Below are 20,574 nucleotides of genomic sequence, written 5' to 3' on the forward strand. Positions count from 1 at the left end.
GTCGTCCAAGACCATATCTAATTCAGGAGGATCACTGATGTCCCTTGTTCCCAACTACTACCGTGATCGCGTCTGCCTCAACGTACTGGCAGGTTCCAGACAGAATGCCGTCGACATTCATGAAGCCGCCGAGGGCCACGTGCTGGTCGGCGTGCTCTCGAAAAACTATCCGGATGTGCCCTCCGCCGTCGCCGACATGGGTGAGTACGCCAGGCTTATCGACAACGCCCTCTCCATCGGGCTGGGGGCCGGCGATCCCCGCCAGTCCGCCATGGTGGCCGAGCTGGCTCGCCAGCTGCAGCCCCAGCACGTCAACCAGGTGTTCACCGGAGTGGGCCCCAGCCGGGCACTGATGGGTCAGTCTGAGACCATCGTCAATGGCCTTGTCTCCCCCACCGGCACGCCGGGGATGGTGAAGATCTCCACCGGCCCCCTGAGTAGCCAGCAGCCGGACGGGATTGTGCCCATCGACACCGCCATCGCCCTGCTCAAGGACATGGGCGGCAGCTCGGTCAAGTTCTTCCCCATGGGAGGCCTGGCCTGCCGCGACGAGTATCAGGCGGTGGCCGAGGCCTGTGCCCGGCACGGCTTCTGGCTGGAGCCCACCGGCGGCATCGATCTCGACAACTTCGAGGAGATAGTGCGCATCGCGCTGGAGGCCGGGGTCGAGAAGGTGATCCCCCACGTCTACAGCTCCATCATCGACAGCGAGAGCGGCCAGACCCGCCCCGAGGATGTGCGTACCCTGCTCGCCACGGTGAAAGCGCTGCTGGCATAACGACACCCGCAGGCACCGGTCCGATCACTGGCCGGTGCCTGGCTTGTTGGTGACACGCTTGTTAACATCGACCCTTTATTTCGCAACAGGAGTCTTGCCTTACCCCATGATCAAGCTGCCCCACCCCAGGCTCCATCAACTGCTGACCCAGCTCCATGCCGAGCCGCTGCCCCAGGAGGAGCTGGCCCGTCGCCTCAATGTCTCCACCCGCACAGTGCGCACCGACGTGGCGACCCTCAACGAGCTGATCGCCACCCAGGGCGCCCACCTGATCCACCAGCGCGGCACCGGCTATCAGCTCAAGATTTACAATCAGGGGCTGTTTGATGCGCTGCTGGCGGCACAGGAGCAGGAGAGCAGCCTGCCGCGCACCAGTCGCGAGCGGGTGCTGCATCTGCAGATCCTGCTGCTCACGGCGGAGCAGGGGATCAAGCTCGATGAGCTGGCGGATACCTGGTATCTGAGCCGGGCGGCCCTGCAGGGAGACATGGCACAGGTGAGGGAGCGGCTCGCCCACTTCGGGCTCACCATAGAGAGCAAGCCACGGCTGGGCATGCGCATCCAGGGGAGCGAGACGGCGATCCGCGCCTGCCTGACCCAACTGCTGTGCCAGGAGCTGCTGCACAACCACCCGCTGCAGAGCCTGTTGCCCACCCTCTGCCCAAGCAAGACCCTGGAGGTCGTGGGCAACCACATTCACGATCAGCTCGGCCGCCATCAGTTGCGCCTCGCCGACGAGAGCCTGCAACAGCTCGCCATCTATTGCGCCGTCGCCCTGCTGCGTCAGGCGGCGGGCCACGAGCTGCGCGAGTTTGCCAGCGACGACATCACCCAGACCCTGGCAGCGGTGGCCCGCGACATCTATGGCGAGCTGCCGACCCTGACTCCGCCTGGGGAGGAGGAGATCGCCTGCCTCGCCATCCAGATCCAGGCCCGCCTCACTGCCGATACTCCCCAGCTCAGCCCGGCCATGGCCGCCGAAAGCGAGCAGCTGGTGGAGCACCTGCTGACCTACATCCACCAGCACTACCCCTATGATCTGCGCGCCGACCCGCAGTTGCGGGCCGACTTGCAGACCCACATCAGCGCCATGCTGCTGCGGGTCAAATACCAGATAGGCAGCCACAACCCGCTGGCGGACCACATCAAGCAGTACTATCCCCTCGCCTACGACATCACCCTGGCCGCCATCTCGGAGTGGATAAGGCAGACCCCCTACCGGCTGACCCATCACGAGATCGGCTATCTGGTGATCCATATCGGGGTCGGCCTTGAGCGCCACTATGACATCGGCTACAGCCGTCGCCCCCAGGCCATGCTCCTGTGCGATGCGGGCAACGCCACCTTCCGGGTACTGGAGGCACGCATCCGGCGGGAGTACCCCCAGCTGCAGCTGACCAGCCTGGAATCGGTACGGGATTACGAGGGACTGGCGCACATCGAGCAGGACTTTGTCATCAGCACCGTCAAGGTGAGCGAGAAGAACACCCCCGTGGTACAGGTCGCCCCCTTCCCGACCCAGTACCAGCTGGAGCAGCTCGGCAAGCTGGTGCTGATCGATCGCACCCGCCCCTACCTGCTGGACAAGTACTTCGATGCGGACCACTTCATGGTGGTCACAGAGCCGCTCAGCCAGGCGCAGCTGTTTGGCCGCATCTGTGACCAGCTGGAGTCCGAGCAGCTGGTGGAGCCGGGCTTCAGGGGGTCGTTGCACGAGCGGGAGCGCATCGTCTCCACCCTGCTGGGAGAGGGTATAGCCCTGCCCCACTCCCTCGGCCTGCTGGCCCGCCGCACCCTGGTCTATACCGTACTGGCCCCTCAGGGGATCGACTGGGGCAATGGCGAGACCGCCACCCTCATCTTCGTGCTCGCCATCAGCAAGGCGGACTACGAGGAGGCGATGGGGCTCTACGATCTGTTTCTGGCGCTGATGAACGAAAAAGCCAGCAGGGCTCTGCTGGCTTGTCGGGATTTTTGCGACTTCAAGGCGCTGGCGCGCGCCGGATCATGACGGCAAGGGGGGCGCGGCTCACTCCTCGTTGAAACCCGAGGTGAACAGCGCCACCACAGCGGCCAGGGCCTCCACCTCTTCGGGGCCCTCCACCTGCACCTCCACCTGCTTGCCCTGGGCGGAGTCCAGCATCAGCAGGCCGATCACGCTGTCCGCATCGGCCTCGATGCCGTCCTCGTTGCGCAGCAGCACATGGGCATCGAACCCCTGCACCAGCTCGAACAGCATCATGGCCGGTCTGGCATGGATTCCCAGCTTGTTTTTGACTTCTACCGAGGCGGAAACTGTCATCTCAACATCCTGTGGGTCTGTCAGGCTTGGGTGGAGCGCTTGTCCAGCGTGCGGTGACGGATCTGCACGTTCTTGCCAAGCAGTCGGAAGGTGCTGGCCAGCCGCTCGGCGATGAACACCGAACGATGCTGTCCGCCGGTACACCCTATGCCGACGGTCACATAGCTGCGATTGTTGCGCTCCAGGTGGGGCAACCAGGTCACCAGCATGTTCTCTATCTGCTGGATGAACAGCATCACGTCCACCTGGGCCGAGAGGTAGTTGGCCACGGGCTCATCCTGACCGGTAAACGGCTTGAGCTCGGGGATCCAGTGGGGGTTGGGCAGGAAACGGGCATCGAACACGAAGTCCGCATCCTTGGGGATGCCGTATTTGAAGCCGAACGACTCGAACACCAGCACCAGCTCGTTCTCTTTCTTGCCGAGCACCCGGGTCTTGATGAGCTCGCTCAGGTCGTGAATGCTGAGGTTGGTGGTATCGATGCGCAGATCGGCGGTCGATGAGAGGGGCGCCAGCAGGTGGGTCTCTTCCCGGATCGCCTCATCCAGCGACAGCTGTTTGCGAGACAGGGGGTGCAGCCGGCGGCTCTCGCCATAGCGCTTGAGCAGGGTCCCGTTGTCTGCATCGAAGAAGAAGCTGGAGAACTCCACCCGCCCCTCGTTGCGCACCTGGGTCAGCAGGTTGTCCAGCTTGTCTGGCTGGGTCGGCAGGTTGCGCACATCTATGCTGACCGCCAGCTTGTCATACTGGCTCTCCACCGAGACGATCAGCTGGGGCAGCAGGTTGACCGGCAGGTTATCCACGCAGTAGTAACCCAGATCCTCCAGCACCCTCAGGGCCACCGTCTTGCCGGAGCCCGAACGACCGCTTACCACTATTAACTGCATCTTGTCCCCTCACGCCAACGCGGCGGTGTCAGACCCGGCATCAGGCCGAGGTCATGATCCGATAGAGTTCTTCGTCGCTGGTCGCCTGGCGCAACTGGCGGCAGACGGCCTTGTCACCCAGCTTGGATGCCATCAGGGAAAGGGTCTTGAGATGCTGCTTGCACTCGCTTTCCGGCACCAGCAATGCAAAGAGCAGGTCAACCGGTTGATTGTCGATAGAATCGAAAGGGATTGGTTCGGAGAAGGTCATCAGCACGGCGGTCGGCGCAAAGGCGTCGTCGATCCGGCCATGGGGAATGGCGATACCGGCACCGATCCCGGTACTGCCCATCTTTTCCCGCGCCAGCAGGCTTTCAAACAGCACCTGGCGGGAGGCGCCGAGGCGCTCTGCGGCCAGCTCACTGATGATCTCGAGGGCGCGTTTCTTGCTGGTACAAGGGACCGCACTCTTGGTGCAGTCCCGACTCAGTATGTGTTCAAGTTGCATAGTTATTTTTGATTTAACTTATCTTTGTGCTTGATGATCTGCCGATCCAGTTTATCCAGCAGGGTATCAATCGCCGCATACATATCGGCATGCTGCGAATTGGCGAACACCTCTCCCCCGCTGACGTGCAGCTTGGCTTCGGCGATCTGGTTCAGTTTTTCGACGCTCAACACCACATGTACGTTGTTGATATGGTCAAAGTGACGCTCGAGTTTGGCAAATTTGTTATTCACATAATCACGCAGAGCTTCGGTAATCTCGACATGGTGTCCGGTCAGGTTAATTTGCATAACGTCTTCCTTTTGTTTGCCTAAACCAGGCGTTTGCGCTGATTGGATGGCGGGATCAACAAGGATTCACGGTACTTTGCGATCGTGCGTCTCGCCACCATAATACCCTGTTCGGCCAGCAAATCCGCGATCTTGCTATCACTAAGCGGCTTGGCCGGGTTTTCGGCCGTCACCAGCTTCTTGATCAGGGCACGAATTGCGGTCGATGAGCACTCTCCTCCTCCCTCCGTGTTGACATGACTGGAGAAAAAAAACTTCAGTTCAAAGATGCCACGGGGCGTATGCATGTACTTCTGGGTCGTCACCCGTGAAATCGTCGACTCGTGCATCTCCACCGCCTCGGCGATGTCGTTGAGTACCATGGGCTTCATGGCCTCTTCCCCGTATTCGAAAAAGCCCTGCTGCTGCTCGACGATGCAGCTGGCCACCTTGAGCAGGGTGTCGTTTCGACTCTCCAGGCTCTTGATGAACCACTTGGCTTCCTGCAAATGGGAGCGGATGAACTGGGTATCGGTGCTGCTGCGGGCATTGCGTGCCATGGCCGCATAGGCCTCGTTGACACGGATGCGCGGCGCCGAATCCGGGTTGAGCTCAACCACCCACTTAGCCCCCTTTTTGACCACTGAGACGTCCGGGATCACGTATTGCGATTCACTCTGGATGATGCTGTTGCCGGGTCTCGGTTCCAGCTGCTGGATGAGATCCAGCACCTCCTTGAGGTCGCTCTCCTTGAGCCGGGTCTTGCGCGCCAGGGTGCGGTAGTCGCGGTTGCCGAGCAGGTCCATGTGCTCGCGGATCACCTCCCTTGCCTCATTGAGCCAGGGCAGATCCGGCGAGTACTGGCCGAGCTGGATCAGCAGACACTCCTGCACCGAGCGCGCGGCTATGCCGACCGGATCGAAATGCTGCACCCGCTTGAGCACGGCTTCCACTTCATCCAGTTCAACTTCTACCTCTTCACTGCTGACTGCAGCCTGAATGTCTTCGAGGGAAGCGGTCAGGTAGCCGGAATCATCGATGGCATCGATGATGGCGAGGGCGATAGCGGCATCCAGATCGCTGAACGGCGTCAGTCGCATCTGCCACAACAGGTAGTCCTGCAGGTTCTCGGTGGTTTCCCCCTGATAGACGCTGTCTTCCCCGTCATGGATGGGGCCGGCGCTCTGAGCCGTGCCGGCGGAGTAGACATCCTCCCAAGTGGTGTCCACCGGCAGTTCATCCGGCATCTTGTCCTGGGCCATGGCGTCGCTGGAGTCGAGTTGACTGGCGTCCTGGGGCTCTATCGGGCTGGTTTCCTGCGCCTCATTCTCCTCCTGCTCCAGCAAGGGGTTATTATCGAGCGCTTGCTGAATTTCCTGCTGGAGTTCCAGAGTGGAGAGCTGGAGCAGACGAATCGCTTGTTGTAATTGTGGCGTCATGGTCAGTGACTGACCGAGACGCAACTGTAATGTCGGCTTCATCTACGTCGGGATATCCTTATGTTCAGCGAGGCAGTCACCTAACAAAAATGAGGGGTGCCCCCTTACTATAGACTGAATTGATCGCCCAAATAGACGCGCTTGACCTGCTCATCGGCGAGGATATCGGCTGGCGCACCTTCCGCAATCATCTTGCCGTGGCTGACGATGTAGGCCTTCTCGCACACATCCAGCGTCTCTCTGACGTTGTGATCCGTGATCAGCACACCCAGCCCTCTTTCCTTCAGATGCTGGATGATCTTCTTGATGTCTATGACCGAAATAGGATCAACACCTGCAAAGGGTTCATCCAACAGGATGAATCGCGGCTCTGCCGCCAGCGCCCGGGCAATCTCGACCCGGCGTCGCTCCCCGCCGGACAGACTCTGACCCAGGCTGTCGCGAATATGGGTGATGTTGAACTCTTCCAACAACTGCTCGACCTTATCCTCACGCTCCTCACGGCTCAACCCCTTGCGGGTCTGCATGACCCCCATCAGGTTGTCGAACACCGACAGGCGGCGGAAGATGGAGGCCTCCTGAGGCAGGTAGCCGATGCCATTGCGGGCGCGGATATGCATGGGCTGCAGGCTGATGTCCTGCTCATCTATGGTGATGAGGCCCGCATCCCGCTGCACCAGGCCCACGATCATGTAGAAGGAGGTGGTCTTGCCGGCACCATTCGGGCCGAGCAGCCCCACTATCTGGCCGGTGCCCACTTCCAGGCTCACGTCGCTGACCACCATGCGGCGCTTGTAGCTCTTCTGCAAACCCGTTGCTTTTAACACTGCCATGGCTTCTGTTTCCTACTTCTTCTGATCGGCGGGTTTGTCGAAGTTTTCTACCTGATCCGGCAGGAACACCGTCTTGACCCGCTGGGTGGGTCCCTTGCTCTCGGCGATCATCTTCTGTTTGACGATGTCGTAGCGGATGAGGTCGCCGGTGACCTGGCTGTCTTCCTGCTTGAGCTGACCGTTGCCCGTGATGGTGACCAGGCGGTTCTTCAGCTCGTAGCGAATGCTGTTGCCGTGGGCATTGACCGGCTTGCCGTTGTCCAGGATCTGGAAGAAGGTGGCGGGGTTGCCATAGGCGGTCATCACCTCGGCCCCTTTATCGCCGGAGCGGATCACCACCACCTTGTCGGCCTTAATCTTGATGGTGCCCTGGGTGATGATCACGTCTTCGCTGAAGGTGATGCGGTTGTCCTGCATCTCGGCCACTTGCTTGACCGCATCCACATAGACCTTCTCGGCAAAGTCGGACTCTTTGGCGCTCACTGTACTGCACAGCAGCAAGGCCGCGAGGGCCAGATTAACGTTTTTCATTGAAATAAGTGGCATGGCCTTTATCCAGTAATTCGAAATATTTACGTTCCAGATGGCCCTTCAGGCCAACGCCCTCGGTCTGGAATTCCTGACCCACTATGCTGATGTGCTGGTTGCTTCTCATGTCCTGGGTCACCAGATCCAGCTCCAGATAGGGGGTATCCAGCGTGGAGATGAAAGACGCCGGCAGCAGGCCGTCCAGATGTACCTTGTCACGCAGGATCACGTTGTCATCTGTGTTGAGCACCCCGGTTTCGGCCGTGACTTTCCATTCGGCCTCCCCCTGCTCATCGAACATGTAGACCACCGGCTTGTTGAAGGTGGCCTGCTCGAGGATCTGGTAATACTCCGCATATTCGGACTCCAACCGCTCTGTCCGCTTGCCCTGCTCATTGAAGCGGGTGGTGACCAGGTTCTTGGCGGTAAAGTCCGGTTGATAGTTCTCTACCTTGGCAGCAGGTTCTGGCGCCAGCTCGATCTCGCCAAACTGCCAGGCGGCCAGCGCCGCCAGAAACAGCAGGCCGAACAGAAACGTCTGCTTGTTCATACCGAGGCCTCGGGTTGGTAATCGCCCAGGCCCTGCGCCTGCAGGATGAGATCGCACACCTCGCGCACCGCACCCACTCCGCCCCCCAGACGGGTCACCAGATCGGCACGAGCCAGCACCAGCGGATGGGCATCCGCCACCGCTATGCCGAGGCTGCAGGCCTGCATCACCGGCAGATCTATGGTGTCGTCCCCCATGTAGGCGGCCTGTTCCGGCGTCAGGCCCAGCTTGGTCAGCAGCGCCTCGAAGTGGGGCAGCTTCTGATCCGCCCCCTGCACCAGGTGCTGCACCCCCAGGCCCCTCATCCGATCGCTGACGATACGGGAGTTGCGCCCTGTGATGATGGCAATCTCGATGCCGGCGTTGAGCAGGGCACGCATGCCAGCACCGTCACGGGTACAGAAAGTCTTCAGCTCTTCGCCGTTATTGCCCATATAGATGAAGCCATTTGAGAGCACCCCATCCACATCGCACACCAGCAGGCGGATCTGCGCCGCCTTCTCGTACTGGCTGCGCGTCACCGGACCATAGAGGGTCGGTACGTCTTGCATCAAATCACCCCGGCTCTCAGCAGGTCGTGCATGTTGAAGGCGCCAAGTGGCCGCCGCTCTTCATCCACCACCAGCAATCCGTTAATCTTTCTGGTTTCCATCAGTTTGACGGCCTCGGCCGCCATCATCTCAGGCCCTACGGTAACACAGTTGGCCGTCATTACGCGGCTGATCGGGGTGTGGTGAATATCCACCTGCAGATCCAGGATCCGGCGCAAGTCACCGTCGGTGAACAGACCGGCCAGCAGCCCCTGCTCATCCACCACAGCCGTCATGCCGAGGCCCTTGCGGCTCACTTCCAGCAGCGCCTGGCTGATGGTGGCATCTATCCCCACCCGGGGCAACAGCTCGCCGCTGTGCATCAGATCGCCGACCCGCAGCAGCAGCCGTTTGCCCAGCGATCCGCCCGGGTGCGAGAGCGCGAAGTCATCGGCGGTAAAACCGCGAGCTTCCAGCAGGGCCACGGCCAGGGCGTCCCCCATCACCAGGGTCGCCGTGGTGCTGGAGGTCGGGGCCAGACCCAGCGGGCAGGCCTCTTTCTCCACCTTGATGCACAGGTGCACGTTGGCCTCCTTGGCCATGGTGGAAGCCGGATTGCCGGTCATGCAGATAAGCGGAATGCCGCGGCGCTTGAGCACCGGCAGCAGGGCCAGGATCTCGTCACTCTCGCCGGAGTTGGAGATGGCGATGATGAGGTCCCCGGCGGAGATCATCCCCAGATCCCCGTGGCTGGCTTCGCCAGGGTGGAGGAAGAAGGCAGGAGTCCCGGTGCTGGCCAGGGTTGCGGCAATCTTGTTGCCGACATGACCCGACTTGCCCATGCCGGTGACCACTATCTTGCCGGCGCAGCGCAGCACCATCTCGCAGGCGCGCTCGAAGGTCTCGTCGAGGTACTGGTAGAGTCCATCGATGGCTTGTTTTTCTATGTCCAGCACCGCACGGGCACTGCGACGGAAATCGAACAATTCAGACACTTTTTCAGGCTTTACAGACATAAAGGCACAGCTCCGGGCCGAAATTTGCTGCGGGATTATAAAAAAGTCTGCCGAGATAAGCGAATCGGATGCGGGGCGCTCTGCCGCTGATGCAAGTTGTTACATAAAACTGTCGCGTATTTGGGGGGCAAAGCCGCTCAATAGTTGTTCCTTGCTGTTGCTTAGACCTAGACTAGCCCATAAAATTCGCTCTTCATTTATACCGGATGGACAATTGTTTGAACGATGACCTGATCACCATCTCCGACCTGACCTTCAGTCACGGAGATAGGTTGCTGTACGACAGGATCAACCTGACCATTCCCCGTGGCAAGGTCACCGCCGTCATGGGCCCCAGCGGCATCGGCAAGACCACCTTGCTGCGCCTGATCGGTGGCCAGCTCAAGCCTGAGTCCGGTCATATTCTGTTTGACGGGGAAGATATCCCCACCCTCTCCCGCGGCCGTCTGTATGAGGTGCGCAAGCGGATGAGCATGCTGTTTCAGAGCGGCGCCCTGTTCACCGGCATGACGGTGTTCGACAACGTGGCCTTCCCGCTGCGGGAGCACTCGGGTCTGCCGGAAGAGCTGATCCACACCATCGTCATGATGAAGCTGCAGGCGGTGGGATTGCGTGGTGCCGCCCGCCTGATGCCCTCCGAGCTCTCCGGTGGCATGGCCCGTCGTGCAGCCCTGGCCAGATCCATCGCGCTGGATCCGGATCTCATCATGTATGACGAGCCCTTCGTCGGCCAGGATCCCATCACCATGGCGGTGCTGGTCAAGCTCATCAAGGAACTCAACGATGCCCTCGGCATCACCTCCGTCATCGTCACCCACGATGTGAAGGAGGTGCTGAGCATCGCCGACTACGCCTACATCATCGCCAACCGCAGGGTGGTGGCGCAGGGCACGCCGGAGCAACTGCGCGAGGAGCACAATCCCGAGGTAGAGCAGTTCCTCAAGGGATTGCCCGATGGTCCTGTTCCGTTTCATTTTCCGGCAGGCGACCTGCTACAGGATCTGTGATGTTCATAAGTCAGATAAGCAAGCTGGGGCGGAGCGGGGTGCGCTTCATCAGCGCCGTCGGCCGCGCCACCATCATGCTGTTTCACGCGCTGGCGGGCAAACCCGAGCCCCGCAAGCACTTCCCCCTGCTGGTACAGCAGCTCTATGTGGTGGGAGTACAATCGGTCGCCATCATACTGGTGTCGGGTCTCTTCATCGGCATGGTGCTCTCCTTGCAGGGTTACAACGTACTGAAGGACTTCGGCGCCGAGCAGAGTCTGGGGCCCCTGGTCTCCCTCTCCCTGCTGCGGGAGCTGGGCCCTGTGGTCACCGCCCTGCTGTTTGCCGGCCGTGCGGGTTCGGCCCTCACCGCCGAGATCGGCCTGATGAAGGCCACCGAACAGCTCTCCAGCCTGGAGATGATGGCGGTGGACCCGCTGCGCCGGGTAGTAGCCCCCCGTTTCTGGGCTGGCGTCATCAGCATGCCGCTGCTGGCCTTCATGTTCAGCCTGATCGGCATCTTCGGCGGCAAACTGGTCGGGGTCGACTGGCTGGGGGTGGATGAGGGCAGCTTCTGGTCTGCCATGCAGGCCTCCGTCGACTGGCAGGACGACATCATGCAAGGGGCCATCAAGAGTGTGATATTCGCCTTGGTGGTGACCTGGATCGCGCTCTTCAATGGCTATGATGCCAAGCCGACCTCGGCCGGGATCAGTCAGGCGACGACCCGTACCGTGGTCCACTCATCCCTGGCCGTGCTCGGTCTGGATTTTATACTCACCGCAGTCATGTTTGGATAAGGGAAAGATGAAGTTCAGCAAAGTAGAATTCCTGGTCGGTGCCTTCATGCTGGCTGGCATCGCAGCCATTCTGGCGTTGGCACTGCAAGTGGCGGGATTGAGTTTCAAACCGGAAGGAGAAACCTATACCCTGCGCGCCCATTTCGATAATATCGGCGGCCTGAAAGTACGCTCGCCGGTCAAGGTCGGCGGCGTCGTCGTCGGTCGAGTCAGCGACATCACCCTGGATGCCAAGAGCCAGGTGCCCATCGTCTCCCTGCAGATGCAAAAGAGTGCCGGCGAGTTCTCCGAAACCAGCACCCTCTCCATCCTGACCTCTGGTCTGCTGGGCGAGCAGTATGTCGGCCTGGCACCGGGCTTCACCGATGAAGAGATGGGCACCAGCATGCTCAAGGATGGCGACATGATCGAAGACACCAAGTCCGCCATCGTGCTGGAAGACCTGATTGGCAAGTTCCTGTACAGCCAGTCTTCCCCGGCCACCGATACGCCAGCAACCAAGGAGTAACCATGTTCAAGAAGATCGCCCTGCTGCTGGGTCTGATGACCAGCATGCTGTTTTCCGTCTCCGCCCTGGCAGCGGTCAATGCCGCCGACCCCTATGCCCTGGTGGATCAAGCTGCCCAGCAGACCTTCGCCCGCCTGAAGGCGGACAAGTCCCAGGTCAAGAGCAATCCGGATCACCTGCGGGTGATCATCCGCGAAGAGCTGCTGCCCTATGTGGACAACCGCTTCGCCGCCTACAAGGTGCTCGGCAACCAGATCAAGGAGACCACCCCGGCCCAGCGCGATGCCTTTGTCCAGGTGTTCACCGAGTACATGGTGAGCTCCTACGCCGATGCCCTGGCCCATTTCGACAAGCAGACCGTCAAGGTCCAGCCGGGCAAAGCGCCCGGTGACAGCAACATCACCGCCGTCAACGTCAGCGTGAAAGAGGCCGGCAAGCCGGACATCTTCCTCGAGTTCAAGCTGCGCAAGAACAACAAGACGGGTGAATGGAAGGCTTTCGACATGGTTGCCGAAGGGATCAGTCTGCTCTCCGCCAAGCAGAGCGAACTCGGTGGTCTCATTCGCCAGAATGGCATAGATGCGGTGATCGCCCAGTTGCGCGAGCACAATGCCAAGCCGCTGGTGCTCAAGTCATGACACTCCAGGGGGAGCTGCAGGCGCCGCAGGTCAACGCCCTGTGGCAACGGCGATCCGAGTGGTGGCAAGATGATGCGCTCGATATGAGCGGGGTCACCACCCTGGATTCCGCCGGCCTGGCCCTGCTGGTCAAGTGGGCCAAAGCCACTCTGGTACGGGGAGGCACGCCGCAACTGGTGGGCGCCTCCACTGATTTTTATACCCTGGCCAAGCTGTACGGTGTGGCCAGTCTGTTTCAACCCACCCCGCCCAACACCGAGGACGCATAATGCAAGTCTCTGAAATTGAAGCGATACTCCTTGAGGCTTTGCCATTGTCCGAAGTCCATGTCAAAGGCGACGGCAGTCACTATCAGGTGATTGCGGTCGGCGACATGTTTGACGGCATGAGCCGGGTCAAGAAGCAGCAGGCCATCTATGCCCCGCTGATGGACAAGATCGCCAGCAACGCCATCCACGCCCTCTCCATCAAGGCCTTTACCGATGCCGAATGGAAGCGCGAACGTAAATTTCTACTGCCCTCCTGATTTGGTATCTAAGTAAATGGACAAATTCAAGATCACCGGCCCCTGCACCCTCTCCGGTGAAGTGACCATCTCCGGCGCCAAAAACGCCGCCCTGCCGATCCTGTTCGCCACCCTGCTGTGCGACGAGGAGATCCAGCTCTCGAATGTGCCGCGCCTCAAAGACGTGGGCACCACCCTCAAGCTGCTGGAGATGCTGGGTGCCAGCACCAAGGTCAACGGCAACGTGACAGTGCTGACCGGCGCCGTGAACAACCACGTCGCCCCCTACGAGCTGGTGAAGACCATGCGCGCTTCCATACTGGCGCTGGGCCCGCTGGCCGCCCGTTTCGGCGCGGCTGACGTCTCCCTGCCCGGCGGCTGCGCCATCGGTGCCCGTCCGGTCAACCTGCATGTCCACGGCCTCGAGCTGATGGGCGCCAAGATCGCCATCGAAGATGGCTACATCAAGGCCCGTGTGGATGGCCGTCTGAAAGGTGCCCATATCCTGATGGACATGATCTCCGTCACCGGTACCGAGAACCTGATGATGGCCGCCACCCTGGCCGACGGTCGCACCGTGATCGAGAACGCCGCCCGCGAGCCGGAAGTGGTCGATCTCGCCAACTTCCTCAACGCCCTGGGCGCCAAGATCCAGGGTGCGGGTACCGACACCCTGACCATAGACGGGGTCGAGCGTCTGCACGGCGGCAGCTACAGCGTCCAGCCGGATCGCATCGAGACCGGTACCTTCCTGGTGGGCGCCGCCGTCACCGGGGGCAAGATCACCTGCCGCAAGACCGATCCCTCCCTGCTGGAAGCCGTACTGGTCAAGCTGGAAGAGGCTGGTGCGCTCATCGAGAAGGGGGAAGACTGGATCTCCCTCGACATGACGGGGCGCACCCTCAAGCCGGTCACCATCAAGACGGCCCCCTACCCGGCCTTCCCGACCGACATGCAGGCACAGTTCACCGTGCTGAACGCCGTGGCCAAGGGTACCGGCATGGTCACCGAGACCATCTTCGAGAACCGCTTCATGCACGTGCCCGAGCTGGTACGTATGGGTGCGGACATCGAGCTGCAGGGCAATGTGGCCATCTGCCGCGACACAGATCAACTCAAGGGTGCCCAGGTGATGGCAACCGATCTGCGCGCCTCCGCCAGCCTGGTCCTCGCCGGCTTCGTGGCCGAAGGCACCACCATGGTCGAGCGCATCTATCACATCGACCGTGGCTATGAAGACATAGAGCACAAGCTACAAGCTCTGGGCGGGTGCATAGAGCGCATCAAGGAGTGATCGTCACTCCTTGCCGATGAGCAATAAAAAGGCCCCCTCGCTAGCGAGGGGGCCTTTTTCATTTCCGGAGTCTGGCGATTCAGTGCCCCGCCAGCTTCATCTGCTCGACCAGCACAGAGCCCGTCTTGAGGCTGGAGCGTTCGTCCTCGTCGTTCCCCACCGCCACCAGGGTGCTGAACATGTCGGCCAGGTTGCCGGCTATGGTGATCTCCTCAACCGGATAGAGTATCTCGCCATTCTCCACCCAGAAACCGGCGGCGCCGCGGGAGTAATCACCATTGACGATGTTGACCCCCTGCCCCATCAGCTCGGTCACCAGCAGGCCTGTGCCCATCTCCTTGAGCATGCCCTGGAAGTCCTGGCCGGTATTGGAGACCTGCCAGTTATGGATGCCACCGGCGTGGCCCGTGGTGGTCAGCCCCAGTTTGCGGGCCGAGTAGGAGGTGAGCAGCCAACTCATCAGCTCGCCGTTGCGGACTATGTCCATGTCACGGGTGCGTACCCCTTCACCGTCGAAGGGGGTACTGGCAAGCCCACCCAGCAGGTGGGGGAACTCCTGAATGCTGAGCCACTCGGGCAGTATCTGCTTGCCCAGTTTATCCAGCAGGAAGCTCGACTTGCGATAGAGGTTGCCGCCGCTGATGGCCATCACCAGATGACCCCACAGGCCGGCGGCGGTGTCGGGGTGAAACAGCACGGGGGCGTGACGGGTGCTGATCTTGCGGGCCCCCAGACGGGAGACGGTGCGTTCCACCGCCTCGTCGGCGATGCGCTGCGGGCTCCAGAGGCCGGAGAGGGAGCGGCTGGAAGAGTAGCCATAGTCTCGCTGCATGTCCCCATCCTGCTCGCCAATCAGCACGCAGCTAAGGGAGTTGCGCGACGCCGCATAGCCTTTGACGAAGCCATGGCTGTTGCCATAGACCTTGACCCCCAGATGGCTTGAAAAGCTGGCACCATCGGAGTGCTTGATGCGGGCATCGCGCCCCAGAGCCAGCCGCTCGCACTCGATGGCCAGCTCGATGCCACGCTGGGGATCCAGCTCGATGGAGTGACAGAGTTGCAGATCCGGGGCATCCCAGGCCAGCAGTTCGGCATCCGCCAGGCCGGCATATTCATCGGGGGAGGTGTGGCGGGCAATCTCCATGGCCGCTTCGACGGCGGCACGGATGGCAGGCTTGCCGAGATCCGTGGTCGAGGAGGATCCCTTGCAGCCATTGCGATAGACGGCGATGCCGAGCGCTCCATCCTTGTTGAACTCGATGCTTTCCAGCTCACAGCCCCGGGTATTCACCGACAGCCCTGTCTGCTTGCTGATGGAGACTTCCGCAAGCCCGGCGCCCAGCCCTCTGGCTATCTCCAGGGCCTCGGCGACCACCGCCTCGAGATGGGCTTGATCCTGGCGAATTTGATCTTGCTGGTCCATAACTCACATCTGTATGAAGGAAGGAAAGGGGCTAAGCATATCAGACCCCTGCGCCCAGCGGGAGAAGCTGGTAACATATCCCCCAACGCGAATGACAGGAATCAGAGACCGATGAGTCAGTATCAAGACGACAACGAATTGGACGATTGGGGTCCGAGCAAGAGCCAGCTCAAGCGCGACGCCGAGGCACTGCAGAAACTGGGGGCCGAGATCGTCTCCCTGAGCCACAGCGAGCTGGAACGGATCCCGCTGGATGAAGAGTTGGCCGAAGCCGTCGAGCTGGGCCGCAAGCTCAAACCCAAGAAGGACGAGTCCTTCCGCCGCCACCTGCAGTTCATCGGCCGCCTGATGCGCAGCCGGGATATAGAGCAGATCGAGGAAGCCCTCTCCATCATCAAGATGCGTCACTCCACCGTGAATGCCCGTCTGCACCGGCTGGAGCAGTGGCGTGAGCGGCTGATCACCGAAGGTGACAGCGCCCTCAACGAACTGATGTCCCAGTTCCACGAGCTGGATCGCCAGAAGCTGCGCCAGCTGATCCGCACCGCCAACAAGGAGCGGGAGCTGAACAAGCCGCCGGTGGCCTATCGCGAGATGTACCAGTACCTGCGCGGCGAGATAGAAGATCAGCTGTAAGTCATGATGCCGGCGCGGGACACGCTGTCGCCGGCAGAAACAAAAACGGGGCCAATTTGGCCCCGTTTTTTATGCGCCGTCAGCTGCCCGGCAAGCACTGGGTGTGAGTGCCCGGTTGCAGATAAGGCACCAGCAAGGGCGCCATCCCCTTGAGAACCTGCACCGGCAGTGCCGAGGTGAAACGGAACTTGTCGGACTGGCTGCCGGGCACATAGGCCGTCAGGGTACCGAAGTGATCATCCCCTATGTAGAAGACAAAGGTCGCGGTCCGGTTGCGCGCCAGCGAGCTGGTGACATTGCCGTAGCGGCCGACCGTCTCGATCCTGTTGTCCCCCGTCCCCGTCTTGCCCCCCAACGACAGCACAGTGCCATCCTGCAAGGCAAAGGCACCGGCGATGCGCCGCGCCGTACCGCCTTCCACCACCTTGGACAAGGCAGTGCGCAGGGCGTTGGCCACCTCGACGGGCATCACCCGAACACCCTGGGTGTTGGCCGGCTCGAACGCGGTGGCGAAGGGCGTGTCCTTGGCAAAAGAGAGATGCTCGATCCGCAGGGTCGGTGCCCGCATGCCGCCGTTCTGGATGATCCCCATCAACTCGGCCAAAGCGGCGGGCCTGTCTCCCGAGCTGCCGAGAGCGGTCGCCAGGGAGGGAACCAGGTGATCAAACGGATAGCCCAAGCGTGCCCAGCGCTGATGGATGTCGAGGAAGGCCTCGACCTCCAGCATGGTGCGGATCCGGCTATCCCGGGCGCTGCGATGGCGCGTCTTGAACAGCCAGCTGTAGACCTCCTGACGCTCATCCCGGCTGGCCGCGACCGCATCGGCGAAGGTGGCCTTGTCAAACTCCCTGAGATAGGAGAGCAGCCACAGCTCCAGCGGGTGGACGCGGGCGATATAGCCTTGATCCGGCAGTGAATACTTACCAGGACCATAGCTGGTATAGAGCTGCTCGACTCGCTTGTCGGTCAGCTTGTCCCGCGGCAGGCGCTTCGCCAGGAAGGCGGCAAAGTCTGCCTGTGACGCTTCCGGCATCAGGTAGCGATGCACGGCCGCGAGGCGCACTGCACTCGGCTTGAGGCCGTCGAGGAAGGTATCGAGCTGCTCATCCGTGGTCTTGCCGCGATATTTGCGCCAGAAGCGCAGCAGATAGGTCTGGCCCTCCTTGTCGGCGAACTTGGCCAAGTACTCGGTACGACGAGGATCCTTGTCATCCTTGAGCAACTGGGCGCGGTTACCTTCCTTGTAGAGGCTGTAGCGCACTATGTCCCGCATCAGCCGCACGAAGGGCAGGTTGATGGATTCGCGCAAGGCGTCGCGGATAGGCGGAATACGGCCATTGTCTTCCTTGCGGAAGTTGTTGAAGGTGTGCATGCCGCCGCCGGTGAAGAAGCCCTCGTAGGGGCTGGCGGAGTATTTGCGATCCAGCGCAGCCTCCAGCATCGCAGGCAGACTCTTGTCCTTGGCACTCATCAGGTAGGCGATGGCCCAACGGCTGATATTGTCCTGATCTGAGACCTCTATCTTGCGCAGGCTCTCGGCTGGCATGTTCCCATAGCTGTCATGCAGCTCGGTCACTATCTCCAGATAGGTGGTCAGCACCCGCAGCTTGGCGGTCGAGCCCAGCTCCAGCTTGCTGCCCTCATTGATGTCGAACGGCTGATCCGTGTTGTCGGTCTGCACCCGCACCTTGACCCCTTCAGGCGTCTTCTCGAACAGGGTGAAGCTGTATCTCACCTCCCCCGTCTTCTCCGGCGAGAGCAGGCGCTCACCAAACAGCCCCACCTGGGCGGCGAATGTGGGATCCGCCAACTGCTGCAGATAACGAGAGACGTCATTTTGCAGCGGCATGTTGAGGGTCGTATCCGCCGTCAGATCCATGCGGTCCAGATCATAGAGCTGAACCCCGAGCTGGCGACTGAGGCGGGTGCGCGCCACCTGCAGCCCCTTGTTGTTATTGACCCGGGTGATCGCCGGCGCCTGCAGGAAGTCGCGGAACGCAAGCTTGGCCTTGAGTGCCGACTCCATTAACGGCGGCGTGATCATGCCCTCCTGCACGAACAGACGCAGATAGCTGTCAGTCAGGGTCGACAGCGCCTCCCGCCCCTGGGCCAGATAATAGGAGGGTCGACGGTGGGCAATCATCAGGGAGACTACCTGACGCAGCGCCAGCCCCTGTTCGGCCAGGGTGGCATCCTGATTGCGAGCGGGATCCAGCAGGCGATTCACCTCGTCCACATTGGCACCGAACCAGACCCAGAGACCATCCCCCAAGCCGTGCACCTCGCCATAACCCGGGGCGGCGGAGAGCGGCACCGAGTTGAGATAGGCCCAGGCAACCAGTTTGCGTGCCTCAAGGGTCTCTGGCCCCAATCGATAGGCCCGCACGCTGGCCGAGGCCATCTGGCGGATCTTCTCGGTGGGAGACAGGGTCAGGCCATCAGGGGAGTGACGATACTTCTCCACCTGGGTCGCCAGCGTACTGCCGCCAGCGGATTGATCCTGCATGTCCAGCGCCTTGCCCACCTGGGACAGTGCCGCCTTGGCGAAACGGGGCCAATCTACCGCCGGGTTGGCCAGCGGCTGCTCGTTGCTCAGCAGCTCCCGGTTCTCGATAAACAACAGCGACTGTATGACCAGAGGGGGAATGGAGTTGAAATCAGGGTAGTAATGGGTCGGATACTTGTATTGATAGAAAGGCTCGGCACGGCAGTCGTGCAGAGTCAGCCCTGCCTGCACCTTCTCGGTATAGGGGACAAAGAAACCATGGCTGGCGTAGTTGTACAGCGCATCGGAAAAACGCACCTGCTCGCTCACCTGATAGCCACGCTGGATGAGGCGCTCCTGGATCATGGGCATCAGCACATAGCCAAGCCGCTTGTCGAAGGGACCATCATCCGGGAAGGTGATCTGCTTGCTGGGACCGGGTTCCAGCTCGTAAGTCAGCTTGGCGGCATAACGGGAGATCTCCTGCGATTGCAATCTGGAGGTCTTCATTTCATAACCGACCAGGGCGATCACGGCAGCCAGGCAAAGCAAAAAGATGAAACAGAACAACCAGCGCCACCAGGGGCGACGCTTGCGCTGATATTGCCCGTCCGCATGCGGTACGGATGAATCCTGAGATGCCACTTTGTTCGAATCCGTCTGTTTTGATGCGCCCATATCAGCCCCACCATGGTTGCGCAATTTATTGTCTTTCAATCAAGCTTAGTCTTTTCAAGTCAAGGGCTTGAAAACTATTGACCGCTTTGCAGAGATGTTAACAGGGCGATTGTAAAAATGGGAGCCGATTGTTGCAGTGCGGCGAGAGATCCGAGCTGCTGAGTGGAAATGAAACACCGGCTAGAAGCCGGTGTTCGGGAATAGCGATATGAGCTTATTTACTGGTACTCATGCCCTTGAGCTTGGTGCTCAGCTCTTTACGCTCCTTGGAAAGCTCGGCATTCTTGATGATGTGATCATCAACCCGCTCTTCGTAATCGGTGCGCATGTTGGCGATGATGGCCTGTACCTCATCGATGCTCATACCGGGCTTGATATAGTCGCTCAGGTTGTCGAGCAGCAGCACCCGCTTCTGGTTGTCACGGATCTTCTTCTCGTTGTCCGCGATTTCACGCTTGAGCTTGTTCTGACGACGGGACATACGCACATATTCCAACACATCGCTGAAAGTAGACTTGTTTACTTGTTCCATATCGGTACCACTGACTGAAGGTGAATGAAAACAGGTGGGTTGCTCTCATACCAGATGGAGAAGCAAAGGCATGGTATAAGCAAACCAGGAATGCCCTTTACTCTACCGAGTTATGATGCAGATACAACCCCAATTGCAGGCTCTACACCGGGTTTCAGCAGGATAGCGGCGCGTGAGGAATCAAATGGAAAACTGGTGAGAGTGCTGGTCCAGGCGTGGCTGCATACAAGGCCCACGGCGTCGGAGGTCATGAGCACCAACTGGTACTTATACTACTGAACACAAGGAATACGCAGATGAGATCTCGGCAGGCAGCGGCAGGTATTGGGGAAACATCAGGCAATAAAAAACCCCGCTCTAGTGAGCGGGGTTTCTTGTATTGGGTGCCTGGCAGTGTCCTACTCTCGCATGGCGAATGCCACACTACCATCGGCGCTACCGCGTTTCACTTCTGAGTTCGGCATGGGATC

23 protein-coding genes are annotated in these 20,574 nt (G+C 60.5%); 10 read left to right on the top strand and 13 right to left on the bottom strand.

Translation table 11 applies throughout. The annotated features are described in order from the left end of the window. The first annotated feature begins 37 nt into the window (after positions 1–37). Together ACB030_RS12405 and ACB030_RS12410 are read left to right on the top strand one after the other, a co-directional pair. Positions 38–778 (top strand): KDGP aldolase family protein, encoded by a 741-nt coding sequence (locus ACB030_RS12405; RefSeq protein ID WP_371160139.1) that lies wholly within the window; start codon positions 38–40, stop codon positions 776–778. Positions 779–884: 106 nt separating this feature from the next. Beyond that, the gene (locus ACB030_RS12410) at positions 885–2,789 is read left to right on the top strand and encodes a transcription antiterminator (RefSeq protein WP_371160141.1); all 1,905 of its coding nucleotides are present in this window, start codon (positions 885–887) and stop codon (positions 2,787–2,789) included. An 18-nt stretch (positions 2,790–2,807) separates the two neighbouring features. Here the strand turns inward: ACB030_RS12410 and npr are convergent, their stop codons facing one another. The 10 genes from npr to ACB030_RS12460 form a co-directional block, all read right to left on the bottom strand. After that, complete coding sequence (npr, locus tag ACB030_RS12415; protein WP_005331359.1) at positions 2,808–3,080, bottom strand: PTS phosphocarrier protein NPr; 273 nt, start codon at positions 3,078–3,080, stop codon at positions 2,808–2,810. Positions 3,081–3,100: 20 nt separating this feature from the next. Continuing rightward, positions 3,101–3,967, bottom strand: a complete 867-nt coding sequence (gene rapZ, locus ACB030_RS12420) for an RNase adapter RapZ (RefSeq protein ID WP_205642594.1) — start codon at positions 3,965–3,967, stop codon at positions 3,101–3,103. A 40-nt stretch (positions 3,968–4,007) separates the two neighbouring features. Then, positions 4,008–4,454, bottom strand: a complete 447-nt coding sequence (ptsN, locus tag ACB030_RS12425) for a PTS IIA-like nitrogen regulatory protein PtsN (protein ID WP_205642595.1) — start codon at positions 4,452–4,454, stop codon at positions 4,008–4,010. A 2-nt stretch (positions 4,455–4,456) separates the two neighbouring features. Next, positions 4,457–4,744 (bottom strand): ribosome hibernation promoting factor, encoded by a 288-nt coding sequence (gene hpf / locus ACB030_RS12430; protein WP_005305957.1) that lies wholly within the window; start codon positions 4,742–4,744, stop codon positions 4,457–4,459. Positions 4,745–4,764: 20 nt separating this feature from the next. Next, positions 4,765–6,204 carry an RNA polymerase factor sigma-54 gene (locus tag ACB030_RS12435; RefSeq protein WP_371160144.1) on the bottom strand — a complete coding sequence of 480 codons (1,440 nt, stop codon included), beginning with the start codon at positions 6,202–6,204 and terminating at the stop codon, positions 4,765–4,767. A 65-nt stretch (positions 6,205–6,269) separates the two neighbouring features. Continuing rightward, positions 6,270–6,995 (bottom strand): LPS export ABC transporter ATP-binding protein, encoded by a 726-nt coding sequence (lptB, locus tag ACB030_RS12440; RefSeq protein ID WP_010675872.1) that lies wholly within the window; start codon positions 6,993–6,995, stop codon positions 6,270–6,272. Between the two features lie 12 nt (positions 6,996–7,007). Further along, the gene (gene lptA, locus ACB030_RS12445) at positions 7,008–7,526 is read right to left on the bottom strand and encodes a lipopolysaccharide transport periplasmic protein LptA (protein ID WP_025328531.1); all 519 of its coding nucleotides are present in this window, start codon (positions 7,524–7,526) and stop codon (positions 7,008–7,010) included. Beyond that, positions 7,513–8,073, bottom strand: coding sequence for an LPS export ABC transporter periplasmic protein LptC (gene lptC / locus ACB030_RS12450; protein WP_205642597.1), 561 nt, complete (start codon positions 8,071–8,073; stop codon positions 7,513–7,515). The genes lptA and lptC overlap by 14 nt, the downstream gene beginning before the upstream one ends. After that, entirely contained in the window at positions 8,070–8,624 is a 555-nt protein-coding gene (gene kdsC / locus ACB030_RS12455; RefSeq protein ID WP_371160147.1) for a 3-deoxy-manno-octulosonate-8-phosphatase KdsC, read from the bottom strand. Before kdsC ends, lptC begins: the two co-directional genes overlap by 4 nt. Continuing rightward, a complete protein-coding gene (locus ACB030_RS12460) occupies positions 8,624–9,619 on the bottom strand; it encodes a KpsF/GutQ family sugar-phosphate isomerase (RefSeq protein WP_025328534.1) in 996 nt (331 codons plus the stop codon). Before ACB030_RS12460 ends, kdsC begins: the two co-directional genes overlap by 1 nt. A gap of 206 nt (positions 9,620–9,825) precedes the next feature. Here ACB030_RS12460 and mlaF point away from each other — a divergent pair, with 206 nt between their 5' ends. The 7 genes from mlaF to murA are packed head-to-tail and all read left to right on the top strand — an operon-like array spanning position 9,826 to position 14,350. Continuing rightward, positions 9,826–10,626, top strand: coding sequence for a phospholipid ABC transporter ATP-binding protein MlaF (mlaF, locus tag ACB030_RS12465; RefSeq protein ID WP_139438919.1), 801 nt, complete (start codon positions 9,826–9,828; stop codon positions 10,624–10,626). Continuing rightward, complete coding sequence (gene mlaE, locus ACB030_RS12470; protein ID WP_025328536.1) at positions 10,626–11,405, top strand: lipid asymmetry maintenance ABC transporter permease subunit MlaE; 780 nt, start codon at positions 10,626–10,628, stop codon at positions 11,403–11,405. Before mlaF ends, mlaE begins: the two co-directional genes overlap by 1 nt. A gap of 7 nt (positions 11,406–11,412) precedes the next feature. Then, on the top strand, positions 11,413–11,913 hold the full coding sequence (gene mlaD, locus ACB030_RS12475; protein WP_106885624.1) for an outer membrane lipid asymmetry maintenance protein MlaD: 501 nt from the start codon (positions 11,413–11,415) through the stop codon (positions 11,911–11,913). A 2-nt stretch (positions 11,914–11,915) separates the two neighbouring features. Further along, positions 11,916–12,551: a phospholipid-binding protein MlaC gene (mlaC, locus tag ACB030_RS12480; protein WP_042649053.1), complete on the top strand. Its 636-nt coding sequence runs from the start codon at positions 11,916–11,918 to the stop codon at positions 12,549–12,551. After that, complete coding sequence (locus tag ACB030_RS12485) at positions 12,548–12,820, top strand: lipid asymmetry maintenance protein MlaB (protein WP_371160151.1); 273 nt, start codon at positions 12,548–12,550, stop codon at positions 12,818–12,820. The genes mlaC and ACB030_RS12485 overlap by 4 nt, the downstream gene beginning before the upstream one ends. Then, the gene (gene ibaG / locus ACB030_RS12490) at positions 12,820–13,077 is read left to right on the top strand and encodes a BolA family iron metabolism protein IbaG (RefSeq protein WP_005306001.1); all 258 of its coding nucleotides are present in this window, start codon (positions 12,820–12,822) and stop codon (positions 13,075–13,077) included. Before ACB030_RS12485 ends, ibaG begins: the two co-directional genes overlap by 1 nt. A 16-nt stretch (positions 13,078–13,093) precedes the next feature. Beyond that, the gene (gene murA / locus ACB030_RS12495; protein ID WP_371160153.1) at positions 13,094–14,350 is read left to right on the top strand and encodes a UDP-N-acetylglucosamine 1-carboxyvinyltransferase; all 1,257 of its coding nucleotides are present in this window, start codon (positions 13,094–13,096) and stop codon (positions 14,348–14,350) included. A 79-nt stretch (positions 14,351–14,429) separates the two neighbouring features. Here murA and pmbA read toward each other — a convergent pair whose 3' ends face one another. Continuing rightward, complete coding sequence (gene pmbA / locus ACB030_RS12500; protein WP_371160155.1) at positions 14,430–15,773, bottom strand: metalloprotease PmbA; 1,344 nt, start codon at positions 15,771–15,773, stop codon at positions 14,430–14,432. Between the two features lie 111 nt (positions 15,774–15,884). On the opposite strand from pmbA, the gene yjgA reads away from it, so the two are divergent. After that, positions 15,885–16,409 carry a ribosome biogenesis factor YjgA gene (gene yjgA / locus ACB030_RS12505; protein ID WP_005331314.1) on the top strand — a complete coding sequence of 175 codons (525 nt, stop codon included), beginning with the start codon at positions 15,885–15,887 and terminating at the stop codon, positions 16,407–16,409. Between the two features lie 79 nt (positions 16,410–16,488). Here yjgA and ACB030_RS12510 read toward each other — a convergent pair whose 3' ends face one another. Both ACB030_RS12510 and tmaR read right to left on the bottom strand, forming a co-directional pair. Continuing rightward, a complete protein-coding gene (locus ACB030_RS12510; RefSeq protein ID WP_371160157.1) occupies positions 16,489–19,572 on the bottom strand; it encodes a transglycosylase domain-containing protein in 3,084 nt (1,027 codons plus the stop codon). 214 nt (positions 19,573–19,786) lie between these two features. Further along, positions 19,787–20,104 (bottom strand): PTS system regulator TmaR, encoded by a 318-nt coding sequence (tmaR, locus tag ACB030_RS12515; RefSeq protein WP_025328544.1) that lies wholly within the window; start codon positions 20,102–20,104, stop codon positions 19,787–19,789. Positions 20,105–20,574 lie beyond the last annotated feature (470 nt).

This window comes from Aeromonas sp. S16(2024), from assembly GCF_041403065.1.
Taxonomy (GTDB): Bacteria; Pseudomonadota; Gammaproteobacteria; order Enterobacterales; family Aeromonadaceae; genus Aeromonas.